This is a genomic window from Bradyrhizobium sp. SYSU BS000235 (assembly GCF_049747295.1).
In the GTDB taxonomy this organism is placed as follows: domain Bacteria; phylum Pseudomonadota; class Alphaproteobacteria; order Rhizobiales; family Xanthobacteraceae; genus Afipia.
Genome location: NZ_JBMHJM010000001.1, coordinates 3,398,389 through 3,412,835 on the forward strand (window position 1 = coordinate 3,398,389; position 14,447 = coordinate 3,412,835).

A 14,447-nucleotide genomic window follows, 5' to 3' on the forward strand; every position below is an offset into this window, starting at 1 on the left:
GCGGGGATGAAGCGGACACCGTTGGCGCTGTTCTCGACTGCCGCTCGTGAGCTGGACAATCTCGAACGGCCTGAGCCCTTCCTTGATCAAACCGCCGCCGCGAAAGACTTTGATCAACCTCAACAACGATTGCGGGAAACGTTATAGTTAGCACGTTTACTCCGTACTCAGCGGGGAGAGCATCCGATGGCGGTGATACTTCCTCCCAAAGGCCGTGACCTAAGGCTCGACCTATTTCGCGGCGTCGCCAACTGGCAGGTTTTCATCAATCACATTCCAAACAACATCTTCAATTGGCTTACGACCCTGTACTACGGATTTAGCGACGCGGCTGATCTGTTCGTCTTTATCTCGGGTTTTACGGCGTCATTTGTGTACGCCAGAATTATGATCGATCGCGGCACGGTGGTGGGCGGAGCCCGGATATTGAGGCGCACCTGGCAAATCTTTGTCGCTCAGGTGTTTCTGTTTTGCGTCTACGCCTCAGGGATCGGATACTTGGCTCTGGAATATCACGACCCTAATTTGGATAATATATACAACATCCACTTGTTCTTCGAGAATCCGGTTCACATGCTTCTTGGCGTGCTCACGCTAAGATACAAGCCTCTCAACATGGATGTGCTTCCACTGTATGTCGTCCTGATGTTGGTGTTTCCGGTTGTGTTGTGGGCAATGATCCGAAAACCAAATCTGGTGGCAATCGCATCGATTTTATTGTACTTGGCCGCGCGCCATTTTGATTGGAATGCTCCCTCCTATCCCTCCGGAACCTGGTACTTCAACCCATTCTGCTGGCAACTGCTGTTCGTACTCGGCGCATGGTTTGCATTGGGTGGGGCGGCCGTATCGATGCCAATCATCAGGTCGCGCAGCCTGCTGATTTTTGGGACAGCGTATCTGATTTTCGCTCTCATCATGACCTTGGCCGGCTGGGTCCCTTCGCTTCGAGCGGCGCTTCCAGATTGGCTCTATGATGCCTTCAATCCGAATGACAAGACCAATCTCGCTCCATATCGGGTTCTGCATTTGGCAATCATCGTATTGCTGGTCACGCGGTTCTTGCCCCGTGACTGGTCCGGCCTTCACTGGCGTATCTTCAGGCCCGCTATTCTGTGTGGCCAGCAATCGCTGCAAACCTTCTGTGTCGGCATTTTTCTTTCATTCGTCGGTTACTTCGTTCTGATCCAGGTCAGTGATGCGATCTGGATGCAAATCCTGGTCAACATCGTGGGTCTTACGATCTTGACGCTCATGGCCTGGTACAAGGTTTGGATAACGAGCATGGATAAACCGACGTCACGATTGCCAACGGAGGCTTCGCCTTCAACCGGGAGTTCGAGCGCAAACCCGCCTCACGCGTAACCAAGCTTATAGAAGAACTCAGGCGTGTGCTCATAGATCCGGGCGAGAACTGATCAAGTGCGGATGGGGCGGCGAAGTCGCCTTTTGACCCATAGCAGAAATTAGACCCACGCCGGAAGTCATTCACTTAATCCAATATTATCAATCGGTATGTGAGGTTGATGGAAAAAGGAGCCTACAAACTAATTGGCCATGCAGCCTCTTGTGAACTATTTGGGGACACCGGCGGAAGCCCAAGCTGCGCACAGCGGCGGCTAAGAAGAAACAGGGATGCATTTTGGAATCCTTCGTATCCTTCGCAATCTTGTTTCACCTAGCAGCCATCATTATCGCTGCTGTCTTTCTGGTAACCGGCATCAAAAATCGGGCATTCAGCCCGTGGCTGGTGTTCTTCGTCGGGCTGATCGTACATGCAGGACCATCCCTTTTTTTGCTTGGGACGTATTCTGGTGCCATAGGCTACATCGTTGCATTCATCGCCGCGCCCTTGGCGGGAGTTGGAGCTATTTTATGGATCATTGTTGCATCATGTATTGCACTCCTGATCTGGAGCCGGGACGATCGTCGGGAATAGGCACTGAATGTCTGCTGATGGCCCTTAGCGGACATGCCTACGTCCCCGCGGATGTCCGATTTCGGGGGCAAAATGGACATCAGCTGTCCTGCATCGCTCTATGCGTACAGGCCTTAGTCACCGCTTCGCTTGAAAACGCTTTTCTAGCGGCGGAAACGCGCCACCAACTCCACATGCGGCGTGTGGCGGAATTGGTCCACGGGTGTGACGCTGTCGATTTTAAAGCCGCCGTCGAGGAGGATGCGCGCGTCACGGGCGAATGTTGCCGGATTGCACGACACGGCCACCACCTGAGCGACTTTGCTCGCAGCAAGCTGCTGCGATTGCGCTTGCGCGCCCTGCCGCGGCGGATCGAACACGACGCAGTCGATGTCCCGCAACTCTTGCGGCATCAGCGGACGACGAAACAGATCGCGGGCTTCAGCTTTGATCGGCTTTAGACCCTGAGTGTTCCTCACTGCGTTTTGCAAGGCTGCCACCGCACCGGCGTCGCTGTCGAACGCAGCCACCTTGAATTTCTCCGCAAGTCTCAGCGCAAACGGGCCGAAGCCGCAGAAGAGATCCGCGACATGTTTTGCGCCCTTGCACAGCGTGATGGCGAGACTGGCCAACGCGTCTTCACCCGCCAGCGTTGGTTGCATGAAGGAGCCCGGCGGCAGCGACACTTCGGCCTTGCCGATGCGAATGACGGGCGGCCTGCGCATAATGACGAGCTCACCGTGTCGCGTAAGCCGCGCCAGATCATGTTTCGCTGCGAGCTTCGATAGCGCAGAGAGCATTGCTGTATTCAGCGGGCCGGAGCCGCGGACATCAATATCCAGGCCGTTGGCCGCCGCGGTGATTTGGATATCGAGCGGCTTGCTCACAGGCTTGAGCAGTTCGGCGATGTCGTTGGCCGCCTCGACGGCGCCGCGCATGGCGGGATCAAGGATCGGGCAGTGGTCGATCGCGATGATCTCGTGCCGTCCCGCCGCGGCGAAACCGACGCGCAACACGCCTTGCTGGCTTTGGCGGGCGTGCATGGTCATTCGCCGCCGGCCGGTGCCATGGGCGTCGATCAGATCTTCGACCTCACAGGCGAGGCCGGCATGGGTGAGCGTGTCAACGACAAGCTGCCGTTTCCAGTTTCGGTAGGCGCTGTCCTGCCAGTGCTGGATTGCACATCCGCCGCAGGTACCGAAATGCGGACAGAACGGATCGATGCGCTCAGGGCTCGGTTCGATGACATGGGCGAGCAATCGCCGATCCCCGTGGCCGGGCGAGGGAAGGACGTCGACCGTCTCTCCGCCCAATGCATAGGGCACGTAGACGCTCATGCCATCGGTGAGGGCCACGCCGTCGCCGAAATGACCGACATGATCGATGGTGAGGCGTTCAGACATTCAAAGCCATTCCAGTCGCAAGGCCATCTTATCGCGTGCTCAACCGCGCCGCGCGCCGAGAAAAAATTCCGTGTTACCATCACCACCTGTAATGGATGACGGAAACACCTTGATGTCGGTGCAACCGAGCGAAGCCGCGAACTCGGAAATATCGCCGCACACCGCGCGATGCACGGCCTCGTCGCGAATGATGCCTTTTTTGGAGTGCTTACGATCCGCTTCGAATTGCGGTTTGATCAGCGCGAGAAGATGCATCGGCGCTGCGGCCAGCGGCAGCACTGCGGGCAGCACGTGCTTGAGGGAAATGAAACTGACATCGATCACCACGATATCAGGACGCTTCTCCAGACGCTTGCCTGCCAGCGAACGAATGTCGGTTTCTTCCATCGAGATGATTTTCGAATTGCCGCGCAGACTGGGATGAAGCTGTTCCCGGCCGACATCGATGGCATAGACGAGGCTTGCGCCATAGTTCAACAGCACCTCTGTGAAGCCGCCGGTCGACGCACCGACATCGACGCAGACGTGATCTTCAACGTCGATGGGATATTGCTCCAGTGCGCCGGCGAGTTTGACGCCGCCACGCGATACCCATGGATGGGCCGGCTCGGCATCGATCACAGCGTCGTCCGGTATCGTCTCGGACGGCTTTACGATTGGCTTTCCGTTGGCCGCCACCCGGCCTGCTTCGATCGCAGCCTGCGCTTTCGCGCGGCTCTCAAACAAGCCACGCTCAACCAGCAACAGGTCTGCGCGCTTGCGTTCGCCCATATCTTCCTTCGGATATTAAAGCCGTTCTTTCGAATATCAGGCCAGTTTCACCGTCTCGGACTTGGCGTCCTTGCCGAGCGCCTCGAACACCTTGGTCACGATGCCCTTGGCGTCGAGACCCGCCTGCGCGTACATCGTCGCTGGTGAATCATGTTCGATGAAAATATCCGGCAGGACGAGCGTGCGGACCTTCAGGCCGCGATCAAGCGCGCCATGATCGGCTAGCGTCTGCAGGACGTGAGTGCCGAAACCGCCGATCGAGCCTTCTTCGATGGTGATCAGGACTTCGTGCTCGCGTGCCAGCTTGAGCACCATATCGAGGTCGAGCGGCTTCATGAACCGGGCGTCGGCAACCGTTGCGGATATGCCAAGCGCTTCCAGGTCGTCGGCGGCCTTGAGGCACTCGCCGAGACGGGCGCCGAACGACAGCAGGGCGACCTTGGAGCCTTCACGCATGATCCGGCCTTTGCCGATCTCCAGTGGAATGCCGACTTCCGGCATCTCGACGCCGCGACCTTCACCGCGTGGATAGCGCAATGCGCTCGGCGCGTCGTTGAGGGCCACCTGGGTTGCGATCATGTGCACGAGATCGGCTTCGTCACCCGCTGCCATGATCACCATTCCCGGAAGGCATCCGAGATAGGCATTGTCGAAGGCGCCTGCGTGGGTCGGACCGTCGGCGCCGACGAGACCGGCGCGGTCGATGGCGAAGCGCACCGGAAGACGCTGGATGGCCACGTCGTGCACGACCTGGTCATAGCCGCGCTGCAGGAAGGTCGAGTAGATCGCACAAAACGGCTTGAAGCCTTCGGTGGCGAGACCCGCTGCAAAGGTCACGGCGTGCTGTTCGGCGATGCCGACGTCGAAGGTGCGCTTCGGGAACGCTTGACCGAACATATCGATGCCGGTGCCGCTCGGCATGGCGGCGGTGATGGCGACGATCTTTTCGTCCTTCTGCGCTTCCTTGATCAGGCTTTGCCCGAACACCGACGTATAAGACGGCGCGTTGGATTTGGCCTTGGCCTGGGCGCCGGTGGCGACATCGAACTTCACCACGCCATGGTACTTGTCGGGCGCTGCTTCAGCGGGCGCATAGCCTTTGCCCTTTTGCGTCACGACGTGAATCAGGACCGGACCATTGCCGGCATCGCGCACGTTGGTGAAGACGGGCAGGAGATGGTCGAGGTTATGACCGTCGATCGGGCCGACATAGAAGAAGCCGAGTTCTTCGAACAGCGCGCCGCCGGTGACCATGCCGCGTGCATATTCCTCCGCGCGCAGAGCGCGATCTTCAAAAAATTTCGGCAGGCGATGGGCGAGGTTTTTCAGGGCCTCACGGGCGGAGCCGTAGGTGTGGCTCGAGATCAGCCGCGCGAGATAAGCCGACATCGCTCCGACGGGCGGCGCGATCGACATGTCGTTGTCATTGAGAATGACGATCAGGCGCGAGTGCATTGCGCCGGCGTTGTTCATGGCTTCATACGCCATGCCCGCAGACATCGAGCCGTCGCCAATCACCGCAATGACGTTGTTCTTGCCGCCGGTGAGATCGCGCGCGACGGCCATGCCGAGACCGGCTGAAATCGAGGTCGAGGAGTGCGCCGCGCCGAACGGGTCGTATTCGCTCTCGGCGCGCTTGGTGAATCCGGATAGACCATTGCCCATGCGCAGCGTACGAATGCGATCACGGCGACCGGTGAGAATCTTGTGCGGATAGGCCTGATGGCCGACGTCCCAGATGATGCGGTCATCGGGGGTGTTGAACACATAGTGCAAGGCCGTGGTCAACTCGACGACGCCGAGACCGGCGCCGAGGTGTCCGCCCGTCACCGATACTGCGTCGACTGTTTCCTGACGCAGTTCGTCGGCGAACTGGCGCAACTGCTCGGGCTTGAGCTTGCGCAGCAGGTCCGGCGTCGGCGCGGCATCAAGAAGGGGAGTCTTGCTCGAATGTGACACGTCAATCTTCCGCAATGAGGTAAAAGGGAGAACGCCCGGCGAGGCAATACACAGGCCATCAAAGGTCCGAAGCGGACCCGTGGCTTATACCAATTCCAAAGTCATGCCAATCCGTTAGGTGTGCGCAGGCTGGCTCACATCTTGGTCATTTCAGACTGGAAACGGGTTCAAATGGCCGGATTTTGACCGATTTCAGCGATCGAGAGGCCGCTGATCGCGTTCATAGGTATGTTCCATAAGCGCCCATTCCTCTCTCGAGGACATGCCCGGGAAGGTAAGCCTGACAGGGAGCCCACGGCTTCCTGCTCACCGGGGCAGGGCGGGAAGCGAGGTAGAAGCCCTCTTACTGCACGTCGAGTGGCTCGGTCCCCACAGCATTGCCGTTGGCATCGGTGGTGATCTTGTCGACGCGCGCTTCCGCCTGCCGCAGCAGCTCTTCACAACGCCGTTTCAGGCTTTCGCCGCGCTCATAGATCGCAACCGATTCCTCAAGCGGCACCTTGCCGTCTTCGAGCCGCTTCACGATCGATTCAAGCTCCTCGATCGCGCGCTCAAAGCTCAGCGTCTTGACATCCGCATGAGTGTTATCGGCCATTCAGTATCCTCACGTTCAGTTCCACACCGCGAAATCTAGAAATGATTTACGAGTGCAATATGGCGGCTGTTTAGCCTGATTTGCCGTGTGCTGGAAGCTGACGATCAACCTTAGTTGTTCATCAGCGCTGCGACATGCACGGCAACGGAATCACGCAATCCCTGCAGATCGTAGCCGCCTTCGAGCACCGAGACGATACGCCCCTGCGCGGACTTGTCGGCGATTTCCATCAGCTTGCGGGTCACCCACGCATAGTCTTCTTCCTTGAGTTCAAGGCTGCCGAGCGGATCGCGCCAGTGCGCGTCAAAGCCTGCGGAAATCACGATCAGCTCCGGCGCGAACTGCTCCAGCCGCGGCAGGATCGCCAGGTCGAAGGCTTCGCGGAATTCGCGGCCGCCGTTTCCGGCCCGCAGCGGCGCGTTGACGACGGTATCTTCCTCGCCGCGTTCGGAGGTCGAACCGGTGCCCGGAAACAACGGCATCTGATGGGTCGAGGCGTACATCACGGTCGGATCAGACCAGAAAATTTCCTGGCTGCCGTTGCCGTGATGGACGTCGAAATCGACCACCGCTGCGCGGGTGATGCCGTATTTGCGCTGGGCGTAGCGCGCGGCAATCGCTGCGCTGTCGAAAAAGCAGAAGCCCATCGGCTTTGCGGTTTCGGCGTGATGGCCCGGCGGACGCGTCCCGACGAACGCGTTGGTCTTGGTGTTGGTCATGACAGCATCGACTGCCGCAACGGCGCCGCCCGTGGCGCGCAGCGCGGCTTCCAGCGTGCCCGGAGACATCGAGGTATCGCCGTCGAGGTAGATCATCCCCTCTTTCGGCGAGATGTGACGCAGCTCGTCGATGTATTCGTTGCTATGGCACAGCGCGACGGTGTCGAAATCGGCCACCGGTGCATCAATGCGAACTAGCGGCTTGAAGAGATCTGCGGCCAATCCCTGCTCGATGGCGCGCATGCGATCCGGACGCTCGGGATGACCGGGGGCGGTGTCGTGATCGATGCAGGCAGTGTGGTGATAGTAGAGTGTCGGCATGGACAGTGTCCCCTGTTCAGGTTCCACGAATAGAAGGCGGGGATACCCAGCACAAGGCCGGGCAGGACGATTCATATAGGCCTTGGTTCTGACGTTTAAATATCACGCTTTCTTGCGGGCAAAGAAGGCCTTGAAAGCGGCCATCGCCTCTTTCGAGCTCATCCGCTCGCTGAAAAGGTGGCTTTCCTGTTCAATGCGGCGAACCAGTTCGTCCGGCGGCTGCTTGAGCAGCTTGCGCGACAAGGCAACCGCTTCCGCGGGAAGCGCGCAGATTTCGCGGGCGACCTTGCGTGCTTCGACCTCGGTATGGCCCGGCGCGACCACGGCATTCACGAACCCAGCCTCCTTGGCGTCCTGCGCACTGACAGGGCGCCCCATCACCAGCATTTCGAAAGCGCGCTGATGGCCCATGGTCATCGGCACCAGCAGGCTCGAAGCCCCTTCGGGCACGAGACCGAGATGGATGAACGGGGTTGAGAACGTTGCCGCGGTGCTGGCGAGAACGTAGTCGCAATGGAAGGTGAGAGTGGTGCCGATGCCGATGGCAATGCCGTCCACCGCCGCGATGATCGGCTTGGTGTTGTGCACCAGTGAATGCAGGAACTTCACCGCGTTCATCGGGCGCGCTTCGCCCTGTGCTGCACTGCTCGCTTTCATAAAATCGTCAAGGTCATTGCCGGCGGTAAATACGCCGGAGCCGCCGGTGATGATCAGGCAGCGAATCTCGGGATTGTTCTGCGCCGTGTCGATGGCGTTGCTCATCGCTGCGTACATTTCCTGCGTCAGCGCATTCTTCTTTTCTGGCCGTCGCAGCGTGATGACGCGTGTGGCGTCTTCGTCGGTCACCAGTACGTGCTCTGTCATGATCAATCCTCGAAATACGCTGCTGGAATTAAGTGTCTGGCGCGGCCTGAAAACTCGTCCTACATCATCTGCTAGAATGACCACGTTGGCCAATTGATTTCCGGTTTCCGTCCACAAAGGGAGAGTCCGATGCAACTCACCGGCATTCACCATCTCACCGCGATCTCCGCCCACGCCAAGGGCAATCTCGCATTTTATACCGGCGTTCTTGGTATGCGGCTGGTGAAGAAAACCGTCAATCAGGACGATGTGAGCGCATATCACCTATTCTACGCGGATGGAAAAGCCTCGCCCGGTACCGACTTGACCTTCTTCGACTGGCCGACGGCGCGGGAGCATCGTGGCACGCACAGCGTGGCGCGCACCGGGCTGCGGGTCAACGGCGAAAAGGCACTCGGTTTCTGGCAGGATCGTTTGCTTAAGCTCGGCGTGCACACCGGCAAGGTGACGGAGGTGGATGGCCGCCTGACACTGCCGTTCGAGGACCCGGAAGGGCAGCGTCTGGTGCTGGTGGATGACGGCGGCACAGGCGAGGCAAACCCTTGGGAAAAAAGCCCGGTGCAGGCCGAGCACCAGATTCGCGGACTTGGCCCCATCGTGCTGAACGTGCCCGAGCTGTCGCGAACCGAGCGCGCCTTGGTTGACGTGATGAACATGAAGCGGGTTCGCGATTATGCATCGCCCGACGGAGAACACCGCATCCACGTCTATGCGATGGGGGCAGGCGGGCCGGCGGCGGAAATCCATGTGATCGAGCAGAAAGACCTGCCGCCCGCGCGGCAAGGCGCCGGCGGGGTGCATCACGTCGCGTTCCGCACGCCGGATGAGGCGAGCTATCATGCGTGGACGAAACGACTGTCGGAATTCGGCATCAACCACAGCGGGGAGATCGACCGCTTCTATTTCCGTAGTTTGTATTTCCGCGAGCCGAACGGAATCCTGTTCGAGATCGCAACCGATGGTCCCGGCTTTGCGACCGACGAGGCGATGGAAACCCTCGGCGAAAAGCTGGCGCTGCCGCCATTCCTCGAACCGCGCCGCAAGGAAATCGAGGCGGGACTAAAGCCGTTGAAATAGGCAAGCCCATGAAGCGGGCTGTTCTGTTTGAGCGTCTCTCACCTCTGCGTGACCGTGCAAGGTCGAATCTTGCGATCCGAACTTAATGACGTATGTGGAGTGGCATCCGACCTTCCGCCGGACCGCTACGTCGGAAAGGAGACGATCATGACGAGGTTTGCGCTTGCGGCCTCTGCGGCGATCTCACTGTTTGCCGCGTCAGGAATTGCCCATGCTGGGGAGGTGATTTCGGATCAGCGTTACTGGCCGAATGAGGTGACCTCAGACCAACGCTACTGGCCGAGTGAAACCTACGGCTATGGATATTACGCCGGCAGGACACGCCCGCCCTTCAACGCTATGGCCAGCATGAACACCGCCCCGAACACAGGAAGTTCGTTCATCTATCGGGGCGGCCCAAAGACGGGTACGCGCGATTACAATTACACACGCGAATGGTGAACTCGTAGATTCATCGAAAAGCCCGACACACGGCAGTTGGTGCTATCGGGCTTTCAGACTTTGGCTCCGCGCTTAGGCGCTTAGCACAACATCCGCGCCGTTGACGGCATCGGCGCTGTCAATCACGGCGCGTTCCAGCGCACCGGATTGAACGGTGACGTTCTCGGCGAAGAAACGGGCGAGGGTGACGTAGCGGCCCGCGTCGCCTTGAACCGCATCGTCGCTACGCGCGGCCAATGCCTCACTCGCCAGCATGCAGCCGCCGAGCGTGCTCGAGAACAACCGCAGATACGGCGTCGCACCGGCCAACGCGTCGTTCGGTGCGGTCGCAATCTTCTCCAGCAACCACTTGCTGGTGCGCTCGACGGAGGCCACTGCATCGCGCAGTTTCGCCCCGGTGGTGCCGAAAGCCGGATCGTTCGAGGCTTCGACCTTCGTGACAATCTCGGACAGCTCGCCGAGCAAATCCCACACCGCTTCACCGCCGGACATCGCCAGCTTGCGCATGACAAGGTCGTTGGCCTGCACGCCGTTGGTGCCTTCATAGATGGTGAGGATGCGGGAATCGCGGACATATTGTGCCGCGCCGGTTTCCTCCATGAAGCCCATGCCGCCGTGCACCTGCACGCCGATGGCCGCGACTTCATTGCCGATGTCAGTCGAGAAAGCCTTCGCCATCGGGGTCAGCAATGCACCACGCGCGGCAGCCTTGGCGCGCACTTTTGCATCGGTGGCGCGATGGGAGATATCGATGGCGACCGCAGTGGCGTAACAAATCGTGCGGGCGGCAGCCGTCAGACCGCGCATCAGCATCAGGTTACGCTTCACGTCCGGGTACATAATGATCGGGTCGGAGCCGTCACTCTTGCTGCCGCGCGCTTTGCCTTGCTTGCGTTCCTGCGCATAGGCGAGCGCACGTTGATAAGCGCGGTCGGAGATGCCGACGCCTTGAAGGCCGACGCCGAGCCGCGCCTGATTCATCATCGTGAACATCGCGGCCATGCCGCCGTTCTCCGAGCCGACGAGATAAGCCACCGCGCCGCCTTTGTCGCCCATGGTCATGGTGCAGGTTGGCGAGGCATGGATGCCGAGCTTGTGCTCGATGCCGCTGGCGTAGATGTCATTGCGCGCACCCAGCGAGCCGTCGGCGTTGACGAGATACTTCGGCACCAGGAACAGCGTGATGCCTTTGGAGCCAGCCGGAGAGCCGGGCAGGCGCGCCAGCACGAAATGAACGATGTTGTCGCTCATGTCGTGGTCGCCGTAGGTAATGAAGATCTTGGTGCCGAACAGGCGATAGGTGCCGTCAGGTTGCTTCTCGGCGCGCGTGCGCAGCGCGCCGACATCGGTGCCGGCCTGCGGTTCGGTGAGTTGCATGGTGCCGGGCCAGACGCCGGAGATCAGTTTTTCGAGATAGATCTGTTTCAGTTCCTCGCTGCCGTGGGCCTCGAGGGCGTCGATGGCGCTCAAAGTCAGCAGGGGGCACAGCCCGAATGACATGTTGGCTGCGCTCCAGATTTCATTGACGGCGGAATGCACCGCGAGCGGCAGCCCCTGACCGCCCCACTGTTCCGGACCGGATACCGCGTTCCAGCCGCCGTCGCACCAGCGCTTGTAGGCGTCCGGCCAGCCGGAGGCGGTGATGACGCCCTTGTCGGTAAGCTTGATGCCCTCGCGGTCGCCGACCTGGTTCAGCGGTTCCAAAATCTCGGTGGCGAACTTGCCGGCTTCCTCGATCACCGAGGCGGAAAAATCGGCCTCATAGCCATTATAATGGCCGGCCTCGATGGCGGCCAAAAGCCCGGCGCCGTGGTTGAGGGAGAGCAGGATGTCGTTAATGGGAGCGCGATAGGTCATAACCTTGAACTTTCCTCTGCGGGCAGGGCCGGGCACGCCTTTGAAAAAATGGCGGATTCTCAAAGCCTGCGGGCTGTGTTTACGCTAAGGTTAGCGGCGAAACCGATTTCGCGAAATGGCTGATTTGCCTGTTGAAACTCCCGAATCCGGTCTATAGACCTGCGTAGCCACAGGGTATGGGCGCGGCTATGGTCCCGCCACTTCCCGGACAGAGCGGATTTCGGCAGGGGCGGCGACGCCTCCGGTATTTGCTGAAGCGCTCGGCGCTGTTGGGGCGTCGCCAAGTGGTAAGGCAGTGGATTTTGATTCCACCATGCGGAGGTTCGAACCCTCCCGCCCCAGCCAGACAGTCCGGATTTCAGAGAATTTAGCTCTTACGCGCGAAAAATGCCGCTAATGGCCGGCTTTTTCAGCGAGGCTCTTCTCTATGGAGACCGATTTTGCGGCAACGCGACGGTAATCGACCAGTATTCTCCGACCGTGTGATAAGATATTCCCGTTTTCAGAGGATCCAGGCTTGAGACGGGTTCGATCGCGCACTGCCCGGGGGGGGGGACGGATCTGGCAATTTCTCTGTGCTGTTTCGACCAGATTGAAACTAAGCGGTGTTTTCCTCGCACATTGACCAAGCGCATAGGCCGTTCCGAAAGCTACCGCTGCAACATTGACGGCAACAATGCGCCAATACGAGAGGTGCCTTCACGCGTCGATGAAGGGCCTGTTTCGAGCCCATCGCGGTCGGAGAACTGCAAGGAAGCGAGCCTGTAAGCAGCCGATAGACAAGCACTGGCGCCGTCGTGGCTAAGCAACGGCGCCTGCGCATCTTCAGGGCTGCGCATTCACTGGCAGCCGAAATGGAGCGCCTAGCCGGTTGAAGGCGTTCATAGCCGCGATTGTGATTGTAAGATCTACCAGATCTTTAGGCTCGAAAACTGCTGAAACAGCAGCATAGGCTTGGTCAGAAGCATGAGTCTCGCTGACAAGCGTCACCTCCTCGGCCCAGGCCAGCGCCGCGCGGTACTGTTCGGAGAAAAGGTGCGGCACCTCTTCCCATACTGGGACCAGAGTGACCTTGTCCGCCGCCATGGTCTTCAGTAGATCGCGGGTGTGCATGTCGATACAATGTGCGCAGCCGTTGATCTGCGATACGCGCAGGAACACTAGATGGATAAGTTCCTCAGGCAGATTCGTGTTGTGTGTGACGTAGTGATGGACGCCGAACAGGGCCTTGGCTCCAGCGGGTGCTACCTCGTACCAGTTGAGGCGCGTGGTCTCATTATTCATGATGGTCTCCTTGAATTTGCGCCAACAGCCGGCGCTGCTCGGTTGACGACGCAGCAATAGGAGGCGTGACATCTCGACCTGTTTTTTTTGGCAGGTGCCATGTCACACTCGCGCGAACTCGCGCGTCCATAAGGCAGGCGGTCAAATGCGAGGAAAGTTGGCATGAGGCAGTACGGCAGGAACAAGACGGACCGGGCTCATAACATCCGTGAGGGGGCGATGGCCGCTGAAGCGAGCGCTGGTGTGTCGCTTGGCGGCCAAAGGATTGTAGAATTCACACTGGAGCGCAAACGCTTGCTGCGCCTGAGCTACCGGATGCTAGGGTCGATCACCGAGGCGGAAGATGTCGTGCAGGATGCGTGGTTGCGTTGGGCACGCGTTGAAGACGAGGTTCGCACTTCGACCGCCTATCTCACCCGCATCGTCACCCGATTATGCCTTGATCGGATGAAGTCGGCGCGAGCGCGCCGCGAGATCTATGTCGGCCCATGGCTGCCAGAGCCGTTGGTTGAGCCTGTTGACACGCACGAAACCATTACTGACGATGTCACTGTGACGCTGATGTTAGCGTTGGAGCGACTTTCGCCGCTAGAACGGGCGGCCTTCCTGCTCCACGATGTGTTCGACGTAGCGCTGACCGAGGTCGCGGTCGTGCTTGATCGTGAACCTGCCGCCGTTCGACAACTTGCTTCTCGCGCACGCAAGAATGTTCAGGACGCTCGACCACGATACAGCGTCCGGGCGGCAGAGGCTGATAGAATTGCTCGCGCTTTTTTTGCTGCGTCTCGTGACGGCGATATCACCGCGCTTTCGGCGTTGCTCGCGCGCGATGTAGAGATACATAGTGACGGCGGCGGCAAGGTGCTGGCGTTCCGAAAAGTTATTCGCGGCCTGGAGCGCGCACTGCGACTCTTCGTTTCCGCTCAGCGGAAGGCCGCGACTCCGCCCATCTTGCTGCGAACCGCGACTATTGACGGCTTATCGGGGTATGTAAGCCTTGATCCAAATGGCGTGTTCCAAACAACAGCTCTCGGTATTCGCGACGGTAAGATCTTCGCGATCTATATTGTCAAAAACCCGGATAAGCTGAGGCATGTTGACGTTTAGGAACGCCGCTGGGGTCATTCGAGCGCTCGACGGCACAGCGTTCTTCTAGGCGGTTGATGCCGCGATCGAAGCCTAAGCGCCAGCTTCATCCATTTGCGGCTGGAAACGAATGGTCGCGCTTCCACCCACGT

General features: G+C 59.4%; 13 protein-coding genes and 1 tRNA gene. 6 read left to right on the plus strand and 8 right to left on the minus strand.

The features are described 5' to 3' along the window. Positions 1–186 precede the first annotated feature (186 nt). Together ACP0KA_RS15805 and ACP0KA_RS15810 are read left to right on the plus strand one after the other, a co-directional pair. Positions 187–1,365, plus strand: coding sequence for an OpgC domain-containing protein (locus ACP0KA_RS15805; protein ID WP_424629695.1), 1,179 nt, complete (start codon positions 187–189; stop codon positions 1,363–1,365). 277 nt (positions 1,366–1,642) lie between these two features. After that, the gene (locus ACP0KA_RS15810) at positions 1,643–1,939 is read left to right on the plus strand and encodes a hypothetical protein (RefSeq protein WP_424629696.1); all 297 of its coding nucleotides are present in this window, start codon (positions 1,643–1,645) and stop codon (positions 1,937–1,939) included. A 143-nt stretch (positions 1,940–2,082) separates the two neighbouring features. Here ACP0KA_RS15810 and ACP0KA_RS15815 read toward each other — a convergent pair whose 3' ends face one another. From ACP0KA_RS15815 to ACP0KA_RS15840, 6 genes are all read right to left on the minus strand, one after another. Beyond that, positions 2,083–3,321: a class I SAM-dependent RNA methyltransferase gene (locus tag ACP0KA_RS15815; RefSeq protein WP_424629697.1), complete on the minus strand. Its 1,239-nt coding sequence runs from the start codon at positions 3,319–3,321 to the stop codon at positions 2,083–2,085. A gap of 39 nt (positions 3,322–3,360) precedes the next feature. Continuing rightward, complete coding sequence (locus ACP0KA_RS15820) at positions 3,361–4,092, minus strand: TlyA family RNA methyltransferase (protein ID WP_424629698.1); 732 nt, start codon at positions 4,090–4,092, stop codon at positions 3,361–3,363. Between the two features lie 36 nt (positions 4,093–4,128). Further along, a complete protein-coding gene (dxs, locus tag ACP0KA_RS15825; RefSeq protein WP_424629699.1) occupies positions 4,129–6,051 on the minus strand; it encodes a 1-deoxy-D-xylulose-5-phosphate synthase in 1,923 nt (640 codons plus the stop codon). A 343-nt stretch (positions 6,052–6,394) separates the two neighbouring features. Continuing rightward, the gene (locus tag ACP0KA_RS15830) at positions 6,395–6,646 is read right to left on the minus strand and encodes an exodeoxyribonuclease VII small subunit (protein ID WP_424629700.1); all 252 of its coding nucleotides are present in this window, start codon (positions 6,644–6,646) and stop codon (positions 6,395–6,397) included. A 110-nt stretch (positions 6,647–6,756) separates the two neighbouring features. Beyond that, on the minus strand, positions 6,757–7,686 hold the full coding sequence (locus tag ACP0KA_RS15835; protein WP_424629701.1) for a histone deacetylase family protein: 930 nt from the start codon (positions 7,684–7,686) through the stop codon (positions 6,757–6,759). A 102-nt stretch (positions 7,687–7,788) separates the two neighbouring features. Continuing rightward, positions 7,789–8,550 carry a crotonase/enoyl-CoA hydratase family protein gene (locus ACP0KA_RS15840; RefSeq protein WP_424629702.1) on the minus strand — a complete coding sequence of 254 codons (762 nt, stop codon included), beginning with the start codon at positions 8,548–8,550 and terminating at the stop codon, positions 7,789–7,791. A 129-nt stretch (positions 8,551–8,679) separates the two neighbouring features. Between ACP0KA_RS15840 and ACP0KA_RS15845 the strand changes: the two genes are divergently transcribed. After that, positions 8,680–9,627, plus strand: coding sequence for a ring-cleaving dioxygenase (locus ACP0KA_RS15845; RefSeq protein WP_424629703.1), 948 nt, complete (start codon positions 8,680–8,682; stop codon positions 9,625–9,627). A 147-nt stretch (positions 9,628–9,774) separates the two neighbouring features. Next, the gene (locus ACP0KA_RS15850; protein WP_424629704.1) at positions 9,775–10,068 is read left to right on the plus strand and encodes a hypothetical protein; all 294 of its coding nucleotides are present in this window, start codon (positions 9,775–9,777) and stop codon (positions 10,066–10,068) included. Between the two features lie 72 nt (positions 10,069–10,140). Here the strand turns inward: ACP0KA_RS15850 and ACP0KA_RS15855 are convergent, their stop codons facing one another. Next, positions 10,141–11,925, minus strand: coding sequence for an acyl-CoA dehydrogenase (locus tag ACP0KA_RS15855; protein ID WP_424629705.1), 1,785 nt, complete (start codon positions 11,923–11,925; stop codon positions 10,141–10,143). Between the two features lie 270 nt (positions 11,926–12,195). On the opposite strand from ACP0KA_RS15855, the gene ACP0KA_RS15860 reads away from it, so the two are divergent. Continuing rightward, positions 12,196–12,270 (plus strand) — tRNA-Gln (locus ACP0KA_RS15860). 480 nt (positions 12,271–12,750) lie between these two features. Here the strand turns inward: ACP0KA_RS15860 and ACP0KA_RS15865 are convergent. Next, positions 12,751–13,209, minus strand: a complete 459-nt coding sequence (locus tag ACP0KA_RS15865) for a carboxymuconolactone decarboxylase family protein (protein ID WP_424629706.1) — start codon at positions 13,207–13,209, stop codon at positions 12,751–12,753. Between the two features lie 219 nt (positions 13,210–13,428). Here ACP0KA_RS15865 and ACP0KA_RS15870 point away from each other — a divergent pair, with 219 nt between their 5' ends. Next, entirely contained in the window at positions 13,429–14,316 is an 888-nt protein-coding gene (locus ACP0KA_RS15870; RefSeq protein ID WP_424631621.1) for a sigma-70 family RNA polymerase sigma factor, read from the plus strand. Positions 14,317–14,447: the final 131 nt, after the last annotated feature.

Coding starts and splice junctions, on each gene's coding strand:
- ACP0KA_RS15805 (WP_424629695.1), top strand. CDS start 187: ATGGCGGTGATACTTCCTCCCAAAGGCCGTGACCTAAGGCTCGACCTA.
- ACP0KA_RS15815 (WP_424629697.1), bottom strand. CDS start 3,321: ATGTCTGAACGCCTCACCATCGATCATGTCGGTCATTTCGGCGACGGC.
- ACP0KA_RS15820 (WP_424629698.1), bottom strand. CDS start 4,092: ATGGGCGAACGCAAGCGCGCAGACCTGTTGCTGGTTGAGCGTGGCTTG.
- ACP0KA_RS15830 (WP_424629700.1), bottom strand. CDS start 6,646: ATGGCCGATAACACTCATGCGGATGTCAAGACGCTGAGCTTTGAGCGC.
- ACP0KA_RS15835 (WP_424629701.1), bottom strand. CDS start 7,686: ATGCCGACACTCTACTATCACCACACTGCCTGCATCGATCACGACACC.
- ACP0KA_RS15840 (WP_424629702.1), bottom strand. CDS start 8,550: ATGACAGAGCACGTACTGGTGACCGACGAAGACGCCACACGCGTCATC.
- ACP0KA_RS15845 (WP_424629703.1), top strand. CDS start 8,680: ATGCAACTCACCGGCATTCACCATCTCACCGCGATCTCCGCCCACGCC.
- ACP0KA_RS15850 (WP_424629704.1), top strand. CDS start 9,775: ATGACGAGGTTTGCGCTTGCGGCCTCTGCGGCGATCTCACTGTTTGCC.
- ACP0KA_RS15855 (WP_424629705.1), bottom strand. CDS start 11,925: ATGACCTATCGCGCTCCCATTAACGACATCCTGCTCTCCCTCAACCAC.
- ACP0KA_RS15865 (WP_424629706.1), bottom strand. CDS start 13,209: ATGAATAATGAGACCACGCGCCTCAACTGGTACGAGGTAGCACCCGCT.
- ACP0KA_RS15870 (WP_424631621.1), top strand. CDS start 13,429: ATGGCCGCTGAAGCGAGCGCTGGTGTGTCGCTTGGCGGCCAAAGGATT.